Annotated in this window: 21 protein-coding genes; 16 read left to right on the top strand and 5 right to left on the bottom strand. The window is 54.3% G+C overall.

What is annotated here, in order from left to right; all coding sequences use genetic code 11:
• Positions 1-13: 13 nt before the first annotated feature.
• Both F0Q32_RS10960 and F0Q32_RS10965 read left to right on the top strand, forming a co-directional pair.
• On the top strand, positions 14-1,192 hold the full coding sequence (locus F0Q32_RS10960) for a sugar efflux transporter (RefSeq protein ID WP_149463090.1): 1,179 nt from the start codon (positions 14-16) through the stop codon (positions 1,190-1,192).
• Between the two features lie 308 nt (positions 1,193-1,500).
• On the top strand, positions 1,501-1,782 hold the full coding sequence (locus F0Q32_RS10965) for a DUF5339 domain-containing protein (protein ID WP_149463091.1): 282 nt from the start codon (positions 1,501-1,503) through the stop codon (positions 1,780-1,782).
• A gap of 221 nt (positions 1,783-2,003) precedes the next feature.
• Here F0Q32_RS10965 and leuD read toward each other — a convergent pair whose 3' ends face one another.
• The 5 genes from leuD to leuL form a co-directional block, all read right to left on the bottom strand.
• Positions 2,004-2,609 (bottom strand): 3-isopropylmalate dehydratase small subunit, encoded by a 606-nt coding sequence (gene leuD / locus F0Q32_RS10970; protein WP_149463092.1) that lies wholly within the window; start codon positions 2,607-2,609, stop codon positions 2,004-2,006.
• Between the two features lie 10 nt (positions 2,610-2,619).
• Positions 2,620-4,020 (bottom strand): 3-isopropylmalate dehydratase large subunit, encoded by a 1,401-nt coding sequence (gene leuC / locus F0Q32_RS10975; protein ID WP_149463093.1) that lies wholly within the window; start codon positions 4,018-4,020, stop codon positions 2,620-2,622.
• Between the two features lie 2 nt (positions 4,021-4,022).
• Positions 4,023-5,114, bottom strand: a complete 1,092-nt coding sequence (gene leuB / locus F0Q32_RS10980) for a 3-isopropylmalate dehydrogenase (protein WP_015965936.1) — start codon at positions 5,112-5,114, stop codon at positions 4,023-4,025.
• Positions 5,114-6,685 (bottom strand): 2-isopropylmalate synthase, encoded by a 1,572-nt coding sequence (gene leuA, locus F0Q32_RS10985; RefSeq protein ID WP_149463094.1) that lies wholly within the window; start codon positions 6,683-6,685, stop codon positions 5,114-5,116. The genes leuB and leuA overlap by 1 nt, the downstream gene beginning before the upstream one ends.
• Positions 6,686-6,777: 92 nt before the next feature.
• Positions 6,778-6,873 (bottom strand): leu operon leader peptide, encoded by a 96-nt coding sequence (gene leuL, locus F0Q32_RS26785; RefSeq protein ID WP_223145800.1) that lies wholly within the window; start codon positions 6,871-6,873, stop codon positions 6,778-6,780.
• A gap of 591 nt (positions 6,874-7,464) precedes the next feature.
• Here leuL and leuO point away from each other — a divergent pair.
• The 14 genes from leuO to murG all read left to right on the top strand — a co-directional run bounded on the left by leuO (position 7,465) and on the right by murG (position 23,893).
• On the top strand, positions 7,465-8,436 hold the full coding sequence (leuO, locus tag F0Q32_RS10995) for a transcriptional regulator LeuO (RefSeq protein WP_149463095.1): 972 nt from the start codon (positions 7,465-7,467) through the stop codon (positions 8,434-8,436).
• A 387-nt stretch (positions 8,437-8,823) separates the two neighbouring features.
• Positions 8,824-10,548 carry an acetolactate synthase 3 large subunit gene (gene ilvI, locus F0Q32_RS11000; protein WP_149463096.1) on the top strand — a complete coding sequence of 575 codons (1,725 nt, stop codon included), beginning with the start codon at positions 8,824-8,826 and terminating at the stop codon, positions 10,546-10,548.
• Positions 10,549-10,550: 2 nt separating this feature from the next.
• Positions 10,551-11,042, top strand: a complete 492-nt coding sequence (ilvN, locus tag F0Q32_RS11005; RefSeq protein ID WP_149463097.1) for an acetolactate synthase small subunit — start codon at positions 10,551-10,553, stop codon at positions 11,040-11,042.
• A gap of 177 nt (positions 11,043-11,219) precedes the next feature.
• On the top strand, positions 11,220-12,224 hold the full coding sequence (gene cra / locus F0Q32_RS11010) for a catabolite repressor/activator (RefSeq protein WP_015965931.1): 1,005 nt from the start codon (positions 11,220-11,222) through the stop codon (positions 12,222-12,224).
• A 591-nt stretch (positions 12,225-12,815) separates the two neighbouring features.
• On the top strand, positions 12,816-13,274 hold the full coding sequence (gene mraZ / locus F0Q32_RS11015) for a division/cell wall cluster transcriptional repressor MraZ (RefSeq protein ID WP_149463213.1): 459 nt from the start codon (positions 12,816-12,818) through the stop codon (positions 13,272-13,274).
• 1 nt (position 13,275) lies between these two features.
• A complete protein-coding gene (rsmH, locus tag F0Q32_RS11020; protein ID WP_149463098.1) occupies positions 13,276-14,217 on the top strand; it encodes a 16S rRNA (cytosine(1402)-N(4))-methyltransferase RsmH in 942 nt (313 codons plus the stop codon).
• A complete protein-coding gene (ftsL, locus tag F0Q32_RS11025; protein WP_149463099.1) occupies positions 14,214-14,579 on the top strand; it encodes a cell division protein FtsL in 366 nt (121 codons plus the stop codon). Before rsmH ends, ftsL begins: the two co-directional genes overlap by 4 nt.
• A gap of 15 nt (positions 14,580-14,594) precedes the next feature.
• Positions 14,595-16,361, top strand: a complete 1,767-nt coding sequence (gene ftsI / locus F0Q32_RS11030; protein ID WP_149463100.1) for a peptidoglycan glycosyltransferase FtsI — start codon at positions 14,595-14,597, stop codon at positions 16,359-16,361.
• Positions 16,348-17,835 (top strand): UDP-N-acetylmuramoyl-L-alanyl-D-glutamate--2,6-diaminopimelate ligase, encoded by a 1,488-nt coding sequence (murE, locus tag F0Q32_RS11035; RefSeq protein WP_149463101.1) that lies wholly within the window; start codon positions 16,348-16,350, stop codon positions 17,833-17,835. Before ftsI ends, murE begins: the two co-directional genes overlap by 14 nt.
• Positions 17,832-19,190, top strand: coding sequence for a UDP-N-acetylmuramoyl-tripeptide--D-alanyl-D-alanine ligase (gene murF, locus F0Q32_RS11040; RefSeq protein ID WP_149463102.1), 1,359 nt, complete (start codon positions 17,832-17,834; stop codon positions 19,188-19,190). Before murE ends, murF begins: the two co-directional genes overlap by 4 nt.
• Positions 19,184-20,266: a phospho-N-acetylmuramoyl-pentapeptide-transferase gene (gene mraY / locus F0Q32_RS11045; RefSeq protein WP_149463103.1), complete on the top strand. Its 1,083-nt coding sequence runs from the start codon at positions 19,184-19,186 to the stop codon at positions 20,264-20,266. Before murF ends, mraY begins: the two co-directional genes overlap by 7 nt.
• Positions 20,267-20,268: 2 nt before the next feature.
• On the top strand, positions 20,269-21,585 hold the full coding sequence (gene murD / locus F0Q32_RS11050; protein WP_149463104.1) for a UDP-N-acetylmuramoyl-L-alanine--D-glutamate ligase: 1,317 nt from the start codon (positions 20,269-20,271) through the stop codon (positions 21,583-21,585).
• A complete protein-coding gene (gene ftsW, locus F0Q32_RS11055; protein WP_149463105.1) occupies positions 21,585-22,829 on the top strand; it encodes a cell division protein FtsW in 1,245 nt (414 codons plus the stop codon). The genes murD and ftsW overlap by 1 nt, the downstream gene beginning before the upstream one ends.
• A complete protein-coding gene (murG, locus tag F0Q32_RS11060; protein ID WP_149463106.1) occupies positions 22,826-23,893 on the top strand; it encodes an undecaprenyldiphospho-muramoylpentapeptide beta-N-acetylglucosaminyltransferase in 1,068 nt (355 codons plus the stop codon). Before ftsW ends, murG begins: the two co-directional genes overlap by 4 nt.
• Positions 23,894-23,924: the final 31 nt, after the last annotated feature.

Consider the following 23,924-nt stretch of genomic DNA (forward strand, 5'->3'; position numbering starts at 1 on the left):
TAAAGGATTTCTCATGCTCTGGATTATGACGATGGGACGACGTCTCAACGGTGTCTACGCGGCCTTTATGCTGGTGGCATTTATGATGGGCGTAGCGGGGGCGCTGCAGGCGCCGACGCTGAGCCTGTTTCTCAGCCGGGAAGTCGGCGCTCAGCCGTTTTGGGTGGGGCTGTTTTACACGGTGAACGCCATCGCCGGGATACTGGTCAGCCTGTGGCTGGCGAAACGCTCCGATAGCCAGGGCGATCGTCGCAAGCTCATTATGTTCTGCTGCCTGATGGCGGTGGGAAACGCGCTGTTGTTTGCGTTTAATCGCCACTATTTAACACTGATCACCTGCGGCGTTTTGCTCGCGTCTATTGCCAACGCCGCGATGCCGCAACTGTTTGCATTGGCCCGCGAATATGCCGACAGTTCGGCGCGGGAAGTGGTGATGTTCAGCTCGGTGATGCGTGCCCAGCTCTCGCTGGCATGGGTCATTGGACCACCGCTGGCGTTTATGCTGGCGCTGAATTACGGCTTTACGATGATGTTCGCCATCGCCGCCGGGATTTTTGCCATTAGCCTGGCTATGATTGCGCTAATGTTGCCTTCAGTGGCGCGAATTGAGCAGGCGGCGGACGTTGAAATTACCCAGGTCAGCGGCTGGAATGACCCTAACGTGCGGATGCTGTTTATCGCCTCAACGCTGATGTGGACCTGCAACACCATGTATATCATCGACATGCCGTTGTGGATCAGCAGCGATCTCGGCCTGCCGGATAAACTGGCCGGGATCCTGATGGGGACCGCCGCCGGACTGGAAATTCCGGCGATGATCCTTGCGGGGTATTACGTTAAACGCTTTGGCAAGCGTCGTATGATGGTGACATCGGTGGCGTTTGGCGTGCTGTTTTATATCGGGTTGATTCTGTTCCACAGCGAAACGGCGCTGCTGATTTTGCAGCTGTTTAACGCGGTGTTTATCGGGATTGTCGCCGGGATTGGCATGCTGTGGTTCCAGGACCTGATGCCGGGCCGTGCGGGGTCAGCGACGACGTTGTTTACCAACAGTATTTCAACGGGCGTGATCCTGGCCGGGGTGATTCAGGGGGCCATTGCGCAAAGTTATGGACACGCGATGGTGTACTGGGTGATTGCCGGTATTTCGCTGGTGACGCTGTTTATGACCAGCCGGGTGAAGGATGTCTAGTTGAAAGTGGCTATGCGTATGGCATGCGTGTCTCTCTCCATCCTTCGCAGTGCCGCCTGACGACTCATCCCAGCCATGTACCGATCTACATGACTGGGATGATTGAGTCTCTCACCAGAGGCGTATTGGTATTGATTGAATGTATTCATGTGAATGCTGGTTCATTTGCTATTAATTGATTTGTTACGATGAAAACTAAATGAATTCCGAATAATTTTGCCGGGTGCAGATTTATAACTTCTTGTATATTACTATCTTCCTCGCATCATTCATTACTGCACATGGATTAATAATCGAGGAAGGATTACGTGAAAAAGCTTTTTTTATTGTCTGTTTTACTGATGACATCTCAATTTTCATTTGCTGCTCTGACAGAGACTTGTCAGAATTATTTTAAAGATGTTGATGCGCTTGTTGAACAGGCAGCAAAAACCAGCGATCAGGCCAAGCAACAAATGGACGCGGTTAAGCCTCAACTTGATGCTGCGCGTAAGCAACTGGAAGGGTTGCCAGACGCCGATCAGGACAAAGGTTGCCAGCAAGGCATGCAGGCATTGGCACAAATGAAAAAGGCCCTGGGAATTAAATAATACGTAGTGTGTATTAATCTATAAAAAGATCATTCTCTGTCAAATACCAGTGTATTAACTGCGTTAATTACTGAGAATGCTTCTCTGGATTAATCTCGAAAACTGATATTCATACCGATGGTTCAGTATTCGGTTCGGCAATAAAAATATTTATAGTGTATTTGTTGCGAAAATAAATTAGCCCGGAAGAAGTTTCCGGGCTAATAATAAATAGCATAATACTAGCGCATAAACGCCGGCTGCTTATTCTCATACGCCGAAATGGCATCTTCGTGTTGCAGCGTCAGGCCGATGCTGTCCAGACCGTTCAGCATGCAGTGGCGGCGGAAATCATCAATCTTAAAGCTGTAAGACTTATCCCCTGCCTTCACCACCTGCGCTTCCAGATCCACCTCAAAGGTGATACCCGGATTCGCCTGCACCAGCGCGAACAGTTCATCAACCTGGGCATCGCTGAGCGTCACCGGCAGCAACTGATTATTGAAGCTGTTGCCGTAGAAAATATCGGCGAAGCTTGGGGCAATGACCACTTTAAAGCCGTAATCGGTCAATGCCCACGGCGCGTGTTCACGCGAGGAGCCGCAGCCAAAGTTTTCTCGCGCCAGCAGAATCGACGCGCCTTTGTAAACCGGGAAGTTCAGCACGAATTCCGGGTTCGGCTGCTCGCCTTTATCGTCCAGGAAGCGCCAGTCGTTGAACAGGTGCGCGCCAAAACCCGTGCGCGTTACCTTCTGCAAAAACTGCTTTGGAATGATGGCGTCGGTATCGACGTTCGCCGCGTCCAGCGGAACCACCAGCCCGGTATGTTGGGTAAATTTCTCTGCCATGATGGTTTCCTTATTTCAGACTGCGAATATCGGCGAAATGACCGCTAACGGCGGCGGCGGCGGCCATTGCCGGGCTGACCAGATGCGTCCGTCCGCCACGGCCCTGACGGCCTTCAAAGTTACGGTTGCTGGTGGATGCGCAGCGTTCGCCTGGGTTCAGGCGGTCGTTGTTCATCGCCAGGCACATGGAGCAGCCCGGTAAGCGCCACTCAAAGCCTGCTTCGATAAAGATCTTATCCAGACCTTCCGCTTCTGCCTGCGCTTTTACCGGGCCGGAACCCGGCACAACCAGCGCCTGCACGCCAGGTGCGACTTTACGCCCTTTGGCGATTTCAGCCGCCGCGCGCAAATCTTCGATGCGCGAGTTAGTACAGGACCCAATAAACACTTTATCGATCGCCACTTCCGTCAGCGGTACGCCCGATTTCAGGCCCATATAGGCCAGCGCTTTTTCCGCTGATGCGCGTTCAACTGGATCGGTAAACGAAGCAGGATCAGGGATGTTGTCATTAACGGAGATAACCTGGCCTGGGTTGGTGCCCCAGGTCACCTGCGGAGCAATCTCTTCGGCCTGTAAGGTGACGGTTGCGTCAAATTTCGCGCCTTCATCCGTATGCAGGGTCTTCCAGTAGGCGACCGCATCGTCGAAATCTTTGTCTTTCGGCGCGTGCAGACGACCTTTCACGTAATTGAATGTGGTGTCGTCAGGGGCAACCAGACCGGCTTTCGCGCCCATTTCAATCGCCATGTTGCACAGGGTCATGCGGCCTTCCATGCTCAGCGCGCGGATTGCGTCACCACAGAATTCAACCACATATCCGGTGCCGCCTGCGCTGCCGGTTTTACCGATAATCGCCAGTACGATGTCTTTCGCGGTGATACCTGGTGCGGCGGTGCCTTTGACTTCAATCTTCATGGTTTTGGCGCGACCCTGTTTCAGGGTTTGCGTCGCCAGCACGTGCTCCACTTCGGAGGTGCCGATGCCGAACGCCAGCGCGCCGAATGCGCCGTGGGTGGCGGTGTGCGAGTCGCCGCAGACGATGGTCATGCCCGGCAGGGTGATACCCTGTTCCGGCCCCATCACGTGCACGATGCCCTGATAGGGGTGATTCAGGTCGTACAACTCAACGCCGAACGCGTTGCAGTTTTTAATCAATTCCTGCATTTGAATGCGGGCCATCTCGCCGGACGCGTTGATATCTTTGGTTTGCGTTGAAACGTTATGGTCCATGGTGGCGAAGGTTTTACCCGGCTGACGTACCGGGCGATTGTGCGCACGCAGGCCATCAAACGCCTGCGGAGACGTGACTTCGTGCACCAGATGGCGGTCGATGTACAACAGCGGCGTTTCGCTGGGCGCTTCATAAACCACGTGGGCATCGAACAATTTTTCATACAACGTCTTTGCCATGATTACACCCCTTCAGCGATATAGCGGGCCACGATATCACCCATTTCATCAGTACTGACCGCCGCGCCGCCGCGTGCTAAATCGCCGGTACGGATACCTTCTTCCAGCGCGCGGTTGATCGCGTTTTCAATGGCATCGGCCGCGTCGTTCGCGTCCAGGCTGTAGCGCAGCAGCAGCGCCAGCGACAGGATCTGAGCGATCGGGTTGGCGATATTTTTCCCGGCGATATCCGGCGCAGAGCCGCCCGCCGGTTCATACAGGCCAAAACCTTGCTCATTCAGGCTGGCGGAAGGCAGCATGCCCATTGAGCCGGTGATCATCGCGCATTCGTCAGAGAGAATGTCGCCGAACAGGTTGGAGCACAGCACCACGTCAAACTGCGACGGATCTTTGATCATCTGCATGGTGGCGTTGTCGATATACATATGGTTCAGTTCAACGTCCGCATATTCCCGGCCAATTTCGGTAACGATTTCACGCCACAGAATGGAGGACTGCAACACGTTGGACTTATCAATCGAGGTCACTTTGTGACGGCGTTTACGCGCCGATTCAAACGCGATACGCGCAATACGCTCGATTTCGAAACGGTGATACACCTCGGTATCAAACGCTTTTTCATACTGGCCGCTGCCTTCGCGGCCTTTCGGCTGGCCGAAGTAGATACCGCCGGTCAATTCACGCACGCACAGAATGTCGAAACCGTTGGCGGCGATATCGGCGCGCAGTGGGCAGAACTCTTCGAGCCCCTGGTACAGTTTGGCCGGACGCAGGTTGCTGAACAGTTTGAAGTGCTTACGCAGCGGCAGCAGCGCGCCGCGCTCAGGTTGATCGTTCGGCGGCAAATGTTCCCATTTCGGGCCGCCCACGGAGCCAAACAGCACGGCGTCTGCTTGCTCGCAGCCTTCTACGGTCGCTTTCGGCAGCGGGGTACCGTGATTATCAATCGCGATTCCGCCCACATCGTAGTGGCTGGTGGTGATACGCATATCGAAACGTTGACGAATCGCTTCCAGTACTTTCAAAGCCTGTGTCATCACTTCCGGGCCAATACCGTCACCTGGTAACACAGCAATATGGTAATTCTTCGACATTACACGGTTTCCTTTTTGTTCTCGTTATTCTGAGCTTTGCGTTGCAACTCTTTTTCAACTTCGGCGGCGCGCCAGATGTTATTCAGGACGTGAACCATCGCTTTCGCTGAGGATTCAACGATATCCGTCGCCAGGCCAACGCCGTGGAAGCGACGACCGTTATGGGTAACGACGATATCCACCTGGCCCAGCGCATCTTTACCGTGGCCTTTGGCGCTCAGGCCGTATTTCACCAGTTCGATGTCGTATTGCGTGATACGGTTAATCGCGTGGTAAATAGCATCGACCGGGCCGTTACCGTTGGCGGCTTCAGCTTTCACTTCATCGCCGCAGGCCAGTTTGACCGAGGCGGTCGCGATATCGCTGGAGCCTGACTGCACGCTGAAATAGTCCAGACGGAAATGCTCTGGCTCTTCCTGCTGTTTGTTGATGAACGCCAGCGCTTCCAGGTCGTAATCGAAGACCTGGCCTTTTTTGTCTGCCAGCTTCAGGAAGGCGTCGTACAGCTGATCCATGCTGTAATCGGACTCTTTATAGCCCATCTCGTCCATGCGGTGTTTCACCGCCGCACGGCCCGAGCGAGAGGTCAGGTTCAGCTGTACCTGATTCAGGCCAATGGATTCCGGGGTCATGATTTCGTAGTTTTCGCGGTTTTTCAGCACGCCGTCCTGGTGAATACCGGAGGAGTGCGCGAAGGCGCCGCTGCCAATGATCGCTTTGTTCGCCGGAATCGGCATGTTGCAGATCTGGCTGACGGTCTGGCTGGTACGCCAGATTTCGTTGTGGTTGATGTTGGTGTGCAGATTCATGATGTCTTTGCGCACCTTAATCGCCATGATGACTTCTTCCAGCGAGCAGTTACCGGCGCGCTCGCCGATACCGTTCATCGCGCCTTCAACCTGACGGGCACCGGCATGGACTGCGGCAATGGAGTTGCCAACGGCCAGGCCTAAATCGTCATGGGTGTGAACGGAGATAATCGCTTTATCGATATTCGGTACGCGCTCATACAGGCCAGTGATGATATTGCCGAATTCGAACGGCATGGTGTAGCCCACGGTGTCCGGGATATTGATGGTGGTGGCGCCCGCGTTAATGGCCGCTTCGACCACGCGCGCTAACTGATCAATTGGGGTGCGGCCGGCATCTTCGCAGGAAAACTCAACGTCGTCAGTGTAGTTACGGGCGCGTTTGACCATATACACCGCGCGCTCAATCACGTCGTCCAGCGTGCTGCGCAGCTTGGTGGCAATGTGCATCGGTGAAGTGGCGATAAAGGTATGAATACGGAATGCTTCCGCCACTTTCAGGGACTCGGCTGCCACATCAATGTCGTGCTCGACGCAACGTGCCAGTGCGCAGACGCGGCTGTTTTTGATGTTGCGGGCGATGGTCTGTACCGATTCGAAGTCGCCCGGTGAAGAGACCGGAAAACCGACTTCCATCACATCGACGCCCATACGCTCAAGGGCGAAGGCAATCTGCAGTTTTTCTTTCACACTCAGGCTTGCCTGTAACGCCTGTTCGCCGTCACGTAAGGTGGTATCGAAGATAATGACTTGTTGGCTCATGTTTGAGGTCCTTAGTTCACTTGGGGCGCCTTGCTACGAGCGAAAAAAAACCCGCGCAACGGCGCGGGTTCTGATGCTTACTGGATGATGACTTAACGCTTAACGTCGTCCAGCAGTCTACCGCGCACAGAAGAGGCGTTTAGTAGTAGTAGACCGTTGAAACGAGAGGTGCGGATCATTGTCGTCATGCTCCAGATGAATTCGATATGCTTTTAGTGGTACTGGATATGATGATTGATGTCAACACTTGTTGGTTAAAAGCTTATGTTAATGGCCTCCCTGGAGAGGGTTTAAATTAGCTAATTGTGCTGACGGATGTCACAAAATGCAGAGGATCATTTTTTGGGCTGGTAATCATTTTTATATTTTGTCGCAAATTAAAATATTTATTGGCAGTTACTTACGATGTCAGAGGGGCTGGGCCGTTGGCTTATCACGCTGATTCAATAGTGTTTATTTTTGTTAAACATTTCTATTGTGAATGTATGGGAAGGGGGATTGCTAAGAAAACGTTAATAAATATCAATGGGGAATATAACAGTTTAATAAAACTTAAAGTATTATTAATTATTAGTGCTGTTGTTTATTTATCAAATCTATGAGTAAACTATATACAATTAGTTTCTGTGATATGAATTCCCCTTCAGGTATCTGTGGACCCGGCTCTTCAGTGCCTTTATGAATTCCTAATTTTATCAATTTCTCTTTTTTGGATCTTATATGCATGGTAAATCATATTGTCATAATATATTTCTGCGATTTTGCAAAGGGAGTTTAGCATGACAGTGGAGTCAGAAAGTGTAGTAATGAAAGCGGAACAACGTAGCGGTAATCTTCATGAAAGTAGCAAACCTCAACTCAGAATGGTTGACCTCAACTTGCTGACTGTGTTTGACGCCGTGATGCAGGAACAAAACATTACTCGTGCCGCACATATGCTGGGTATGTCGCAGCCTGCGGTCAGTAACGCGGTGGCGCGTTTGAAGGTGATGTTTAATGATGAGCTATTTGTGCGCTATGGTCGTGGTATTCAACCCACCGCGCGTGCATTCCAGCTTTTCGGTTCTGTTCGCCAGGCTTTACAACTGGTGCAAAATGAACTGCCAGGGTCGGGTTTTGAACCTGTCAGCAGCGAACGCGTATTTAATCTTTGCGTATGTAGCCCACTGGATAACTATTTAACGTCGATTATTTTTAATCGTGTTGCAGAAATAGCACCCAATATCCATTTAGTGTTTAAGTCATCCTTAAATCAGAATACCGAACATCAGTTGCGCTACCAGGAAATTGAATTCGTTCTGGGATATGAAGAGTTCCGTCGCCCGGAATTTGCCTGCGTACCGTTATTTAATGATGAGATGGTGTTGGTTGCCAGCAAAAAACATCCGCGCATCAATGGGCCGTTAACCGAAAATACGGTGTATCAGGAAGAACATGCCGTTGTGGCGCTGGATCGTTACGCGTCATTTAGCCAGCCGTGGTATGACACCCCGGATAAACAAAGTCGCATTGCCTATCAGGGCATGGCGCTAATCAGCGTATTGAATGTGGTATCGCAAACAAATCTTGTCGCTATTGCGCCACGCTGGCTGGCGGAAGAGTTTTCCGAGAAGCTGGCGCTGCAAGTTCTGCCGCTGCCAATGAAAGTAAATAGCCGAACTTGTTATCTTTCCTGGCATGAAGCCGCTGGCAGAGACCGCGGTCATCAGTGGATGGAAGAGCTGCTGGTGAACGTTTGCCGTCATCAGTAATATAAAAATTAGCCGGATGCGAAAGCATCCGGTTTATTTTGCATGAAAGGTAAAAACAAGAATTTTATTCTGTTGTCGACCGTGACGATTTGTCGTCGAGTGATAAAAAATGGAGGTTTTGCTACGAAACGCGTATTCCTCCGAGTATCTGCCAAACGCTTTTCTTATCGTTGAATTATTCCACCACCTTTATTGTTGTTTGCTTTCTTTTCTTCTTTTTCCCCTTTAAGACTCCGTAGTTACGCCGATTGCCTGCCTGATGCTGAGCGGTTATGTTGTTTCTTTAGGGTAATGACATAAGCATGCGCGGTCAGTTGGCTGACCGTGCGGCATGATTGCGCGGAAATGAATTCTGCCATCATCAAAATATCAGCCTGGAGGCAAACCATGGAGATGTTGTCTGGCGCCGAGATGGTCGTCCGGTCGTTAATCGATCAGGGCGTGAAGCAGGTCTTTGGCTATCCCGGGGGCGCGGTCCTCGATATCTACGATGCGCTGCATACCGTTGGCGGAATCGATCATGTGCTGGTGCGCCATGAGCAGGCGGCGGTACATATGGCAGATGGCCTTGCACGTGCAACTGGCGAAGTTGGCGTGGTGCTGGTGACATCCGGGCCGGGCGCGACCAACGCGATTACGGGGATTGCAACCGCTTATATGGACTCCATCCCGCTGGTGGTGCTTTCCGGTCAGGTGGCGACCTCGCTGATTGGCTATGACGCCTTCCAGGAGTGCGACATGGTGGGGATCTCCCGCCCGGTCGTGAAGCACAGCTTCCTGGTGAAGCAAACGGAAGATATTCCGGGTGTACTGAAAAAAGCCTTCTGGCTGGCGGCCAGCGGTCGCCCTGGCCCGGTGGTCGTGGATCTGCCGAAAGATATTCTCAACCCGGCGAATAAGCTGCCGTATCACTATCCCGAATCGGTCAGCATGCGTTCCTATAACCCGACCACGACCGGTCACAAAGGGCAAATTAAGCGCGCGCTGCAAACGCTGGTGGCAGCTAAAAAACCAGTAGTTTACGTCGGTGGCGGGGCGGTCAACGCAGAGTGCCATGAACAATTATGTACGCTGATTGAAAAACTCAATCTCCCGGTGGCGTCATCGCTGATGGGGCTTGGCGCATTCCCGGCCACGCATCAGCAGGCGCTGGGAATGCTGGGCATGCACGGCACGTACGAAGCCAACATGACGATGCACCATTCCGATGTGATCTTCGCCGTTGGCGTTCGTTTTGACGATCGTACGACCAATAATCTGGCGAAGTACTGCCCGGATGCCATCGTGCTGCACATTGATATCGATCCGACGTCGATCTCGAAAACCGTCGCGGCGGATATTCCGATCGTCGGCGATGCGCGGCTGGTGCTGGAGCAGATGCTGGAACTGCTGGAGCAAGAAGAGACATCGCAGCCGCTCGATGAGATCCGCGACTGGTGGCAGCAGATCGCGCAATGGCGCGCGCGTCACTGCCTGAGCTACGACAAAAACAGCGATCAAATCAAGCCGCAGGCAGTCATTGAAACGATCTGGCGTCTGACGGAAGGCGAGGCTTACGTCACCTCTGACGTGGGGCAGCATCAGATGTTCGCTGCGCTCTATTATCCGTTTGCCAAACCACGCCGTTGGATCAACTCCGGCGGTCTTGGCACGATGGGCTTTGGTCTGCCTGCTGCGCTGGGCGTGAAAATGGCGCTGCCGGAGGAAACCGTCGTCTGCGTAACCGGCGATGGCAGTATCCAGATGAACATTCAGGAACTCTCCACCGCCTTGCAGTACAACCTGCCGGTGCTGGTGCTGAACCTGAATAACGGATATCTCGGTATGGTGAAGCAGTGGCAGGACATGATTTATTCCGGCCGCCACTCGCAATCCTATATGCAGTCGTTGCCGGATTTCGTGCGTCTGGCTGAAGCCTATGGTCACGTGGGAATACGCATCACTTCACCTGACGAGCTGGAAAGCAAACTGTCGCAGGCGCTGGAGCAGGTGCGCAATAACCGCCTGGTGTTTGTCGATGTGGCGGTTGATGGCAGTGAGCATGTCTATCCGATGCATATTCGCGGTGGCGGAATGGACGAGATGTGGTTGAGTAAAACGGAGAGAACCTGATTATGCGCCGGATATTATCTGTATTACTGGAAAACGAATCGGGCGCGTTGTCACGCGTGATTGGTCTTTTCTCACAGCGTGGCTACAACATTGAGAGCCTGACCGTTGCACCCACCGACGATCCCACTCTCTCGCGTATGACCATTCAAACGGTCGGCGATGACAAAGCCATCGAGCAGATTGAAAAGCAATTACATAAGCTGGTGGATGTGTTGCGGGTGAATGAAATCGGCCAGGGCGCGTACGTTGAGCGTGAAATCATGCTGGTTAAAGTGCAGGCCAGCGGTTACGGGCGCGACGAAGTGAAACGCAACACGGAAATCTTCCGTGGGCAAATTATCGATGTGACGCCCTCTATTTACACCGTTCAACTCGCGGGCACCAGCGACAAGCTGGATGCCTTCCTCGCGTCGCTACGGGATGTTGCCCGAATCGTGGAAGTGGCGCGCTCGGGCATTGTGGGGCTGTCGCGCGGCGATAAGATCATGCGGTAGCGCAGAACTGATGCATTTTACGTAGCCCAACGTCGCGTTGGGCTTTTTTTTGCGAATCGGGCAATAACTGCGAACAAAAGCTATTGCCGCTGCCAGGAATCTGCGGTTAGATGTTATAAATTTTATTCCATAATTTAACAATGGTTATGGATTGTACTATTGAAGCAAGGGGCAATTGTGAAACTGGATGAAATCGCCCGGCTCGCCGGTGTGTCGCGAACCACCGCCAGCTATGTGATTAACGGTAAGGCCAAGCAGTATCGCGTCAGCGATAAAACAGTCGAAAAAGTGATGGCCGTGGTGCGTGAGCATAACTACCATCCTAACGCCGTCGCTGCCGGCTTACGTGCGGGACGCACGCGTTCTATTGGGTTGGTGATCCCTGACCTGGAAAACACCAGCTATACCCGTATTGCGAACTATCTTGAGCGTCAGGCGCGTCAGCGTGGCTATCAACTGTTGATCGCCTGTTCAGAAGATCAGCCCGACAACGAGATGCGCTGTATTGAGCATCTGCTGCAACGCCAGGTCGATGCCATCATCGTTTCCACTTCTCTGCCGCCGGAACATCCTTTCTATCAGCGCTGGGCAAATGATTCATTCCCCATCGTCGCACTGGACCGCGCGCTGGATCGCGAACATTTCACCAGCGTCGTCGGGGCCGATCAGGACGATGCCGAAATGCTGGCCGAAGAGTTGCGTAAGTTCCCGGCAGAAACGGTTCTCTATTTAGGCGCATTACCGGAACTCTCCGTGAGCTTCCTGCGTGAGCAGGGCTTCCGTACCGCGTGGAAAGATGACCCTCGCGAAGTTCATTATCTCTACGCCAATAGTTATGAACGTGAAGCCGCGGCGGTACTGTTCGAGAAATGGCTGGAAACCCACCCGATGCCGGATGCGCTGTTCACGACATCATTTGCGTTGTTGCAGGGCGTGATGGATGTAACGCTGCGCCGCGAAGGGAAACTGCCTTCTGAACTGGCGATTGCCACCTTCGGCGATAATGAACTGCTCGATTTCCTGCAGTGCCCGGTGCTGGCAGTGGCGCAACGTCACCGCGATGTTGCTGAACGCGTGCTGGAAATTGTGCTGGCAAGTCTCGATGAACCGCGCAAACCGAAGCCAGGCCTGAGCCGTATTCGTCGTAATCTTTACCGTCGGGGCAGTCTGAGCCGTCGTTAAGCCTGCTGGCGATAGAGCATCTATATTGTCTTTATCGCCAGATCATTAGCTGCCTTATATTATTCAGAATAATCCTCATTTTTTTAAGGTTCTTATTTCATTTACCGCATTATCCGTTTGATACGTCGTCAATTAAGTAAATAGAAAGTAAAATTAACTCAGTTATGAATTATTTTGTTACATTCACATCCATGAATGCTGAAATAACAGCCACTTCTCCCGACCCCGCTCCGCGCCGCGCCAGACAAGCCTTTTAAATACCGATAACGGACATAACAAGGACTGTTAACGGGCATCAGAATGTCCTAAAATGCCGTCCGCGTCGCAAACTGACACTTTATATATTCTATTGACGATATTTAGTGACCTTAAAATGTTACGAATCTGTTGAGTTTTTTTCTTACACATATTCATGACGTTAATTTGCCTCGACAGTAGTACGGAATTTAATCGGGGCTATTAATGGCCGCAAAGAGTGGGTTTTTCAGCTCCGTTGGCATAGATGCTGGCTTGACAAGCTTTTCCTCTGCTCCGTAAACTCCTTCAGGTGGGAATTTGTGGGTTAAAGTGGCGAGAAGGGGTGAAGCTGGCATGTTCCGGGGGGCAACGTTAGTCAATCTCGACAGCAAGGGGCGTTTAGCCGTCCCTACCCGGTATCGGGATTCGCTGATTGAGAACGCTACCGGTCAAATGGTGTGCACCATTGACATCCATCACCCATGCCTGCTGCTTTACCCCCTGCCCGAATGGGAAATCATCGAGCAAAAACTCTCGCGTTTGTCGAGCATGAATCCCGCAGAGCGCCGCGTACAGCGCTTGTTGTTAGGGCATGCCAGCGAATGCCAAATGGATAACGCGGGGCGACTCTTGATCGCGCCAGTTTTACGGCAACATGCCGGATTGACAAAAGAAGTGATGCTGGTTGGGCAGTTCAACAAATTTGAACTGTGGGATGAAACGACCTGGTATCAACGGGTCAGGGAAGATATCGACGCTGAGCAAACCGCTTCAGACGCGCTTTCGGAACGGTTGCAGGATTTGTCCTTATAAAATGATGGAAACTTTTAAACATAAAACGGTACTGCTGGACGAGGCCGTCAACGGCCTGAATATTCGCCCGGATGGTATCTACATCGATGGTACTTTTGGTCGCGGTGGCCACTCGCGTCTTATCCTCTCGCAGCTTGGCGAGCAGGGGCGACTGCTGGCTATCGATCGCGACCCGCAGGCTATTGCCGTAGCAAACACCATTGATGATCCTCGCTTCTCCATCATTCATGGTCCTTTCTCCGCGTTGGCTGACTATGTTAGTGAGCGCGAACTTACAGGCAAGATCGACGGCATTCTGCTCGATCTTGGTGTCTCTTCACCACAGCTTGATGATGCTGAACGCGGTTTCTCTTTCATGCGCGACGGGCCGCTCGATATGCGTATGGACCCGACGCGCGGCCAGTCTGCCGCCGAATGGCTGCAAACAGCTGACGAAGCGGATATCGCCTGGGTGATTAAAACCTATGGCGAAGAGCGTTTCGGCAAGCGTATTGCCCGCGCCATCGTTGAGCGTAACCGCATTGAGCCCATGACCCGCACCAAAGAACTGGCTGAAGTGGTGGCGGCGGCGATGCCGGTGAAAGACAAATTCAAACATCCCGCGACCCGTACCTTCCAGGCGGTGCGCATCTGGGTAAACAGTGAACTGGAGGAGATAGAGCAGGCGCTAAAAGGCTCGATAGACGTGCTGGCCCCGAGTGGGCGGCTGTCGGTTATCAGTTTCCACTCGCTGGAAGACCGTATTGTAAAACGCTTCATGCGTGAGCAAAGCCGCGGTCCGCAGGTTCCGGCAGGGTTACCGATGACTGAAGAGCAACTCAGGAAGCTGGGTGGCCGTCATTTACGAGCGCTAGGCAAGTTGATGCCGGGCGAAGAAGAAGTGGCTGAAAATCCACGTGCCCGTAGTTCAGTGCTGCGTATCGCAGAGAGGACGAACGCATGATCAGCAGAGTGTCAGAAGCCCTAAGCAAAGTTAAGGGATCGATTGGAAGTAACGAGCGCCATGCCTTGCCTGGCGTCATCGGAGACGATCTTTTGCGGTTTGGGAAGCTGCCACTCTGCCTGTTCATTTGCATCATTGTTACGGCTGTCACGGTGGTGACGACGGCTCACCATACCCGTCTGTTAACCGCCCAACGCGAGCAGCTGGTGCTGGAACGTGATGCGCTGGATATCGAATGGCGCAACCTGATTTTAGAAGAGAACGCCCTCGGCGATCATAGCCGGGTTGAGCGTATCGCTACGGAAAAGTTGCAAATGCAACATGTTGATCCGTCAAAAGAAAACATAGTTGTACAGAAATAAGGATTATCGCAACGCATGAAAGCAGCGGGAAAGACGCTTAAACCAAAACGTCAGGAAGAACAGGCCAACTTTATCAGTTGGCGTTTTGCGTTGCTGTGCGGCTGTATTCTGGTGGCTCTCGGCTTTCTGCTGGGGCGTGTTGCCTGGTTGCAGATAATCAACCCGGATATGCTGGTGCGTCAGGGCGATATGCGCTCCCTGCGTGTTCAGGAAGTATCCACGTCTCGTGGGATGATCACCGACCGCTCTGGCCGACCACTGGCGGTGAGCGTACCGGTAAAAGCCATCTGGGCCGACCCGAAAGAAGTGCATGATGCGGGCGGCGTGAGCGTCGGCGATCGCTGGAACGCGCTCTCCACCGCGCTGAATCTGCCGCTGGATCAACTGGCAAACCGTATCAATGCGAACCCGAAAGGGCGCTTTATCTATCTTGCTCGCCAGGTTAACCCTGACATGGCGGACTACATCAAAAAACTTAAACTGCCGGGGATTCATCTGCGTGAAGAGTCACGTCGTTACTACCCGTCAGGCGAAGTCACCTCTCACCTCATCGGCTTTACTAACGTCGATAGCCAGGGGATCGAAGGCGTCGAGAAGAGCTTTGATAAGTGGCTAACCGGCCAACCGGGCGAACGTATTGTACGTAAAGACCGCTACGGGCGCGTTATCGAGGATATCTCCTCAACAGACAGCCAGGCGGCGCACAACCTTGCGCTGAGTATCGATGAGCGCTTACAGGCGCTGGTGTACCGCGAACTGAACAACGCCGTGGCGTTTAACAAAGCGGAATCGGGCAGTGCGGTGCTGGTGGATGTGAATACCGGCGAAGTGCTGGCGATGGCGAACAGCCCGTCTTATAACCCGAATAACTTCTCCGGCACGGCAAAAGACACCATGCGTAACCGCGCCATCACTGACGTGTTTGAACCCGGTTCAACGGTTAAACCGATGGTCGTGATGACCGCCCTGCAGCGGGGCGTGGTGCGCGAAAATACTGTCCTGAATACTATTCCTTACCGTATTAACGGCCACGAAATTAAAGACGTGGCGCGCTACAGTGAATTGACCCTGACCGGGGTACTACAGAAGTCGAGTAACGTCGGTGTTTCCAAGCTGGCGTTAGCGATGCCGTCCTCAGCGTTAGTAGAGACTTACTCACGTTTTGGATTGGGAAAAGCGACCAATTTGGGGTTGGTCGGAGAACGCAGTGGCTTATATCCTCAAAAACAACGGTGGTCTGACATAGAGAGGGCCACCTTCTCTTTCGGCTACGGGCTAATGGTAACGCCGTTACAGTTAGCGCGAGTCTACGCAACGATAGGCAGCTACGGGGTTTACCGACCGCTGTCGATAACCAAAGTTGACCCTCCGGTTCCTGGCGAACGTATCTTCCCGGAATCCATCGTACGTACCGTGGTTCACATGATGGAAAGCGTGGCGCTGCCTGGCGGCGGCGGCGTGAAAGCGGCGATCAAAGGCTATCGCATCGCCATCAAAACCGGTACGGCGAAAAAAGTGGGGCCAGACGGGCGTTACATCAACAAATATATTGCTTACACCGCGGGCGTTGCGCCAGCCAGCCAGCCGCGTTTTGCGCTGGTGGTGGTCATCAACGACCCGCAGGCAGGTAAATACTACGGCGGCGCCGTTTCCGCGCCGGTCTTCGGTGCCATCATGGGCGGCGTTCTGCGCACCATGAACATCGAACCGGATGCGCTGGCAACGGGCGAAAAAAGTGAATTTGTGATTAATCAAGGCGAGGGAACAGGTGGCAGATCGTAATTTGCGCGACCTTCTCGCTCCGTGGGTGCCAAATGCGCCGGAGCGAGCACTGCGAGAGATGACACTCGACAGCCGTGTGGCTGCCTCGGGCGATCTCTTCGTAGCGGTGGTTGGTCATCAGGCGGACGGGCGTCGTTATATCCCGCAGGCAATTGCGCAAGGTGTAGCTGCCATTATAGCCGAGGCAAAAGATGAAGCGACCGATGGCGAAATCCGTGAAATGCACGGCGTCCCGGTTATCTACCTCAGCCAGTTGAATGAACGCTTATCGGCACTGGCCGGGCGCTTTTACCATGAACCGTCTGACCGTTTGCGCCTCGTGGGCGTGACCGGCACCAACGGTAAAACCACCACCACCCAACTGCTCGCACAGTGGGGACAACTGCTGGGCGAAACCAGCGCGGTGATGGGCACGGTCGGTAACGGCCTGCTGGGTAAAGTGATCCCAACAGAAAATACCACCGGTTCAGCGGTTGATGTTCAGCACGTGCTGTCCGGCCTGGTAGACCAGGGCGCGACGCTGGCGGCAATGGAAGTCTCTTCCCACGGGCTGGTACAGCACCGCGTGGCGGCACTGAAATTTGTGGCTTCTGTGTTTACCAATCTGAGCCGCGATCACCTTGATTATCATGGTGATATGGAACATTACGAAGCAGCGAAATGGCTGCTGTACTCCACGCACCACTGCGGCCAGGCGATTGTTAACGCCGACGATGAAGTGGGCCGTCGCTGGCTGGCAAAACTGCCGGACGCGGTTGCGGTGTCAATGGAAGGTAACATCAATCCGAACTGCCACGGACGCTGGTTAAAAGCGACCGAGGTGAATTATCACGACAGCGGTGCAACCATCCGTTTCAGCTCGACCTGGGGCGACGGCGAAATCGAAAGCCGCCTGATGGGCGCGTTCAACGTCAGCAACTTGTTACTGGCGCTGGCCACGCTGCTGGCGCTTGGTTATCCGCTGGCGGATCTGCTGAAAACCGCTTCCCGCCTGCAACCGGTTTGTGGCCGTATGGAAGTGTTTAGCGCGCCGGGTAAACCGACGGTCGTTGTCGATTACGCTCATACGCCGGATGCGCTGGAAAAAGCGCTCGAAGCGGCGCGTCTGCACTGCGCAGGCAAACTGTGGTGCGTCTTTGGCTGCGGCGGTGACCGTGATAAAGGTAAACGCCCGCTGATGGGCGCGATTGCCGAGCAGTTTGCGGATATCGCCGTGGTTACCGATGACAACCCGCGTACCGAAGAGCCGCGTGCCATCATCAACGACATCCTGGCGGGCATGCTTGACGCCGGCCACGCCAAAGTAGTGGAAGGACGTGCGCAAGCGGTTACTAACGCCATCATGCAGGCGAAGCCTGATGACCTGGTGCTGCTGGCCGGTAAAGGTCATGAAGATTATCAAATTGTCGGCACTCAACGTCTCGACTATTCCGACCGTGTAACCGCAGCGCGTCTGCTGGGAGTGATCGCATGATTAGCGTAACGCTTAGCGAACTGGCTGGCATCCTGCACGGTGAACTGAACGGTGCTGACCTGCGTATCGACGATGTCACCACCGATACGCGTAAATTAACGCCGGGCTGCCTGTTTGTGGCCCTGAAAGGCGAGCGTTTCGATGCCCATGATTTCGTTGAAAAAGCGAAAGAGGGGGGAGCGGGTGCACTGTTAGTCAGCCGTAAACTGGATATCGATCTGCCACAACTGGTAGTGAAAGATACCCGTCTGGCGTTCGGTGACCTGGCAGCATGGGTTCGCCAGCAGGTGCCCACTCGCGTGGTTGCCCTGACAGGTTCCTCCGGTAAAACGTCGGTGAAAGAGATGACCGCATCCATTCTGGGTCAGTGCGGCAATACGCTTTATACCGCAGGCAATCTTAATAATGACATCGGTGTGCCGATGACATTGCTGCGCCTGACGAAAGAACACGAATACGCGGTGATTGAACTGGGCGCCAACCATCAGGGCGAAATCGCCTGGACGGTGAGCCTGACTCGCCCGGAAGCGGCGCTGGTGAACAATCTTGCGGCGGCGCATCTGGAAGGATTCGGATCGCTGGCGGGCGTGGCAAAAGCCAAAGGTGAGATTTTCACTGGTCTGCCGGTAAACGGCATCGCGATCCTGAATGCCGACAATAACGACTGGCTGAACTGGCAAGCGATTATTGGCTCGCGCAAAGTGTGGCGCTTCTCGCCGAATGCGGCGAACAGTGATTTCACCGCCACCAACATTCACATTACCAGCCATGGCACCGAATTTACGCTGCAAACGCCAACCGGCGACATAGACGTATTGCTGCCGCTGCCGGGTCGCCACAACATTGCTAACGCGCTGGCCGCGACGGCACTGGCGATGGCGGTGGGTGCAGACTTAACCGCGGTGAAAGCCGGGTTGGCGAAGCTGACCTCTGTTCCGGGGCGTTTGTTCCCGATTCACCTGAGCGACACCCAACTGCTGCTCGACGACTCCTATAACGCCAACGTCGGTTCGATGACCGCCGCGGTGCAGGTGCTCGAAGAGATGCCAGGTTATCGGGTGCTGGTCGTTGGCGATATGGCCGAACTTGGTGCAGAAAGCGAAGCCTGCCACATTCAGGTTGGTGAAGCTGCGAAAGTGGCGGGCATCGATAAAGTCTTAAGCGTAGGTAAATTAAGCCAGGCAATCAGTTCTGCCAGCGGCGTCGGCGAACATTTCACCGACAAAGCAGCAGCCATTGCGCGTCTTAAAACGCTCATTAATGAACAGCAAACCCTCACCATTCTGGTGAAAGGATCACGTAGTGCCGCCATGGAAGAGGTAGTACGCGCATTACAGGAGAACGGGACATGTTAGTTTGGCTGGCCGAACATTTGGTCAAATATTATTCCGGCTTTAACGTCTTTTCCTATCTGACGTTTCGCGCCATCGTCAGCCTGCTGACCGCGCTGTTCATCTCATTGTGGATGGGCCCGCGCATGATCGCCCATTTACAGAAACTCTCTTTCGGTCAGGTAGTACGTAACGACGGTCCGGAATCGCACTTCAGCAAACGCGGTACGCCGACAATGGGCGGGATCATGATCCTCACCGCGATTGTGATTTCCGTGTTGCTGTGGGCTTATCCGTCCAACCCGTACGTCTGGTGCGTGCTGGTGGTGCTGGTCGGCTACGGCATTATTGGTTTTGTCGATGACTATCGCAAAGTTGTCCGTAAGGACACCAAGGGCCTGATCGCGCGCTGGAAATATTTCTGGATGTCGGTGATTGCACTGGGCGTGGCGTTCGCGCTCTATCTGGCGGGTAAAGATACGCCAGCGACGCAGCTGGTAGTGCCGTTCTTTAAAGACGTGATGCCTCAACTGGGTCTGTTCTACATTCTGCTGGCCTATTTTGTTGTTGTCGGTACCGGTAATGCAGTGAACCTGACCGATGGTCTGGACGGCTTAGCGATTATGCCAACCGTCTTCGTTGCCGGGGGGTTTGCCCTGGTCGCCTGGGCGACGGGTAACATGAACTTCGCTAACTATTTGCATATTCCGTATCTGCGGCACGCAGGTGAACTGGTCATTGTTTGCACCGCGATTGTCGGGGCAGGGCTGGGCTTCCTGTGGTTTAACACCTATCCGGCACAAGTCTTTATGGGCGATGTCGGTTCGCTGGCGCTGGGCGGCGCATTGGGCATTATCGCCGTGCTGCTGCGTCAGGAGTTCCTGCTGGTGATTATGGGCGGCGTATTCGTGGTTGAAACACTGTCGGTGATTTTGCAGGTCGGTTCCTTCAAGCTGCGCGGTCAGCGCATCTTCCGTATGGCGCCGATTCACCACCACTATGAACTGAAAGGCTGGCCGGAACCGCGCGTCATTGTGCGCTTCTGGATTATTTCGCTGATGCTGGTGCTGATTGGCCTGGCTACGCTGAAGGTACGTTAATCATGGCAGATTACCAGGGTAAAAATGTTGTCATTATCGGTCTTGGTTTGACCGGGCTCTCCTGCGTCGATTTCTTCATGGCGCGTGGTGTAACGCCGCGCGTGATGGATACGCGAGCCACTCCCCCTGGGCTGGATAAACTGCCGGAAGAGGTTGAGCGTTACGTTGGTAGTCTGAATGATGACTGGTTGCTGGCTGCAGATTTGATTGTGGCAAGCCCCGGTATCGCGCTGGCGCATCCGTCGCTCAGCGCGGCGGCTGATGCCGGCGTCGAGATCGTCGGTGACATCGAACTCTTCTGCCGCGAAGCGCAGGCGCCGATCGTGGCGATCACCGGTTCCAACGGGAAAAGTACCGTCACCACGCTGGTCGGTGAAATGGCCAAAGCGGCGGGCGTGAATGTTGGTGTTGGCGGCAATATTGGCCTGCCTGCGCTGATGCTACTCGACCCGACGCGCGAACTCTATGTTCTGGAACTCTCCAGCTTCCAGCTGGAAACCACCTCCAGCTTACAGGCTGCGGCGGCAACCATTCTTAACGTTACTGAAGATCATATGGACCGCTACCCGTTTGGCCTGCAGCAGTATCGTGCTGCCAAACTGCGCGTCTATGAAAATGCCAAAACCTGTGTGGTGAACGCTGATGATGCGTTGACCATGCCGATTCGCGGCGCTGATGAGCGCTGTGTGAGCTTTGGTGTTGATGTCGGTGATTATCACCTTAATCGCCAGCAGGGGGAAACCTGGCTGCGTGTGAAAGGTGAAAAGATCCTCAACGTCAAAGAGATGACCCTCACCGGGCAGCACAACTACAGTAATGCGCTGGCGGCGCTGGCGCTGGCGGATGCCGTAGGCCTGCCGCGCGCCAGCAGCCTGAAGGCCTTGACCACCTTCGCCGGGTTGGCTCATCGCTTCCAGGTGGTGCTGAATCACAATGGCGTCCGTTGGATCAACGACTCAAAAGCAACCAACGTCGGCAGTACGGAAGCAGCGCTCAACGGTTTACACGTTGATGGCACGCTCTGGCTGCTGCTGGGCGGTGACGGGAAATCCGCCGATTTCAGCCCGCTTGCGCGCTATCTGACTGGCGATAATATTCGTCTTTACTGCTTTGGCCGCGACGGCAGCGAGCTTGCCGCGTTACGCCCGGAAATCGCCACCGAAACGGAGACGATGGAACAGGCGATGCGCGCCATTGCGCCGCAGCTGAGAGCGGGCGATATGGTGCTGCTGTCACCGGCCTGCGCCAGCCTTGATCAGTTTAAAAGCTTTGAGCAACGTGGCGACGTGTTTGCGCGACTTGCGAAGGAGTTAGGTTGATGCGTTTATCCCTCCCGCGCCTGAAAATGCCTCGCTTGCCAGGGTTTGCTATCCTGGCATGGGTATTTGCTGCGCTGAAAGGCTGGGTGATGGGCTCCCGGGCACAGGATAACGACAGTCTGGTGATGTACGATCGCACCCTGCTGTGGCTGACCTTCGGCCTGGCGGCGATCGGTTTCATCATGGTGACCTCGGCATCCATGCCGGTTGGTCAGCGTCTGGCGAACGATCCTTTCCTGTTCGCCAAACGTGATGGTCTCTATATCGTGCTGGCGTTTGCACTGGCGATGATCACCCTGCGACTGCCGATGGAGTTCTGGCAGCGCTACAGCACTTCAATGCTGATTGCTTCTATCGTCATGCTATTGATTGTACTGGTTGTGGGTAGCTCGGTTAACGGGGCATCGCGTTGGATCGCCTTCGGCCCACTACGTATTCAGCCAGCGGAGTTCACCAAGCTGTCGCTGTTTTGCTACATCGCCAACTATCTGGTGCGTAAAGCCGACGAAGTGCGTAACAACCTGCGCGGCTTCTTAAAGCCGATGGGCGTTATTTTCGTGCTGGCGATTTTACTGCTGGCGCAGCCGGACCTCGGTACGGTTGTGGTGCTGTTCGTCACTACGCTTGCGATGCTGTTCCTTGCGGGGGCGAAGCTGTGGCAGTTCATCGCCATTATCGGCATGGGGATTTCAGCGGTGGTGCTGTTGATCCTCGCCGAGCCGTACCGTATTCGTCGTGTGACCTCGTTCTGGAACCCGTGGGAAGATCCGTTTGGTAGCGGTTACCAGCTTACCCAATCCCTGATGGCTTTTGGTCGCGGGGAAATGTGGGGGCAAGGGCTGGGTAACTCGGTGCAAAAACTGGAGTATCTGCCGGAAGCGCACACCGACTTCATCTTCGCCATTATCGGCGAGGAACTCGGTTATATCGGTGTGGTACTGGCGCTTTTAATGGTATTCTTCGTCGCTTTCCGCGCGATGTCCATCGGGCGGAAAGCGCTGGAACTCAACCAGCGATTCGCCGGTTTTCTGGCCTGCGCCATTGGCGTGTGGTTCAGTTTCCAGGCATTGGTTAACGTCGGCGCGGCGGCCGGTATGCTGCCGACCAAAGGTCTGACACTGCCGCTTATCAGTTACGGTGGTTCCAGTCTGCTGATTATGTCGACGGCGATTATGTTCCTGTTACGTATAGATTATGAAACACGTCTGGAAAAAGCCCAGGCGTTTACCCGAGGTTCCAGATGAGCGGTGAAACGAAGCGGTTAATGGTGATGGCAGGCGGTACCGGCGGGCATGTGTTCCCCGGGCTGGCGGTTGCGCACCATTTAATGGACCAGGGCTGGCAAGTACGCTGGCTGGGTACCGCTGATCGTATGGAAGCGGATCTCGTGCCGAAACACGGTATCGAGATCGACTTTATTCGTATTTCTGGCTTGCGTGGCAAAGGTGTAAAAGCCTTGCTGCTCGCGCCGCTGCGCATCTTTAATGCCTGGCGTCAGGCGCGCGCGATCATGAAACGCTTTAAACCGGACGTGGTGCTGGGAATGGGCGGGTATGTGTCTGGCCCTGGCGGTCTGGCGGCGTGGTCGCTGGGAATTCCTGTCGTGCTGCACGAACAGAATGGCATTGCTGGCCTGACCAACAAATGGCTGGCGAAGATCGCGAAAACCGTGATGCAGGCGTTTCCCGGCGCATTCCCAAACGCGGAAGTGGTAGGTAACCCGGTTCGCGTCGATGTGCTGGCGCTGCCGCTACCGGAACAGCGTTTGGCGGGGCGTGAAGGCCCGGTACGTGTTCTGGTGGTTGGCGGTTCGCAGGGTGCGCGCATCCTGAACCAGACCATGCCGCAGGTGGCATCGAAGCTGGGCGAAACCATTACCATCTGGCATCAGAGCGGTAAGGGCGCGCAGCAAACTGTCGAGCAGGCGTACGAAGACGCGGGCGAGCCGCAGCATAAAGTCACCGAGTTTATCGATGATATGGCTGCCGCGTATGCCTGGGCTGATGTGGTGGTGTGCCGTTCCGGTGCGCTGACCGTCAGCGAAATCGCGGCGGCCGGTCTGCCGGCTATCTTTGTGCCGTTCCAGCATAAAGACAGACAGCAGTACTGGAATGCGCTGCCGCTGGAACAAGCTGGCGCAGCGAAGATTTATGAGCAACCGCAGTTTACCGCTGAAGCGGTTGCCACGACGCTCGAACTCTGGGATCGCAAAACCCTGCTGGAAATGGCAGAGCGCGCACGCGCGACGGCAATCCCGGATGCGACCGAGCGAGTAGCAAAAGCAGTAAGCCTGGCAGCTCAGGCTTAACCCTCGCGGCGCGCGTTGCGCTGCACGAATT

The organism is Pseudocitrobacter sp. 73, assembly GCF_008369545.1.
Classification (GTDB): Bacteria; Pseudomonadota; Gammaproteobacteria; order Enterobacterales; family Enterobacteriaceae; genus Pseudocitrobacter; species Pseudocitrobacter vendiensis.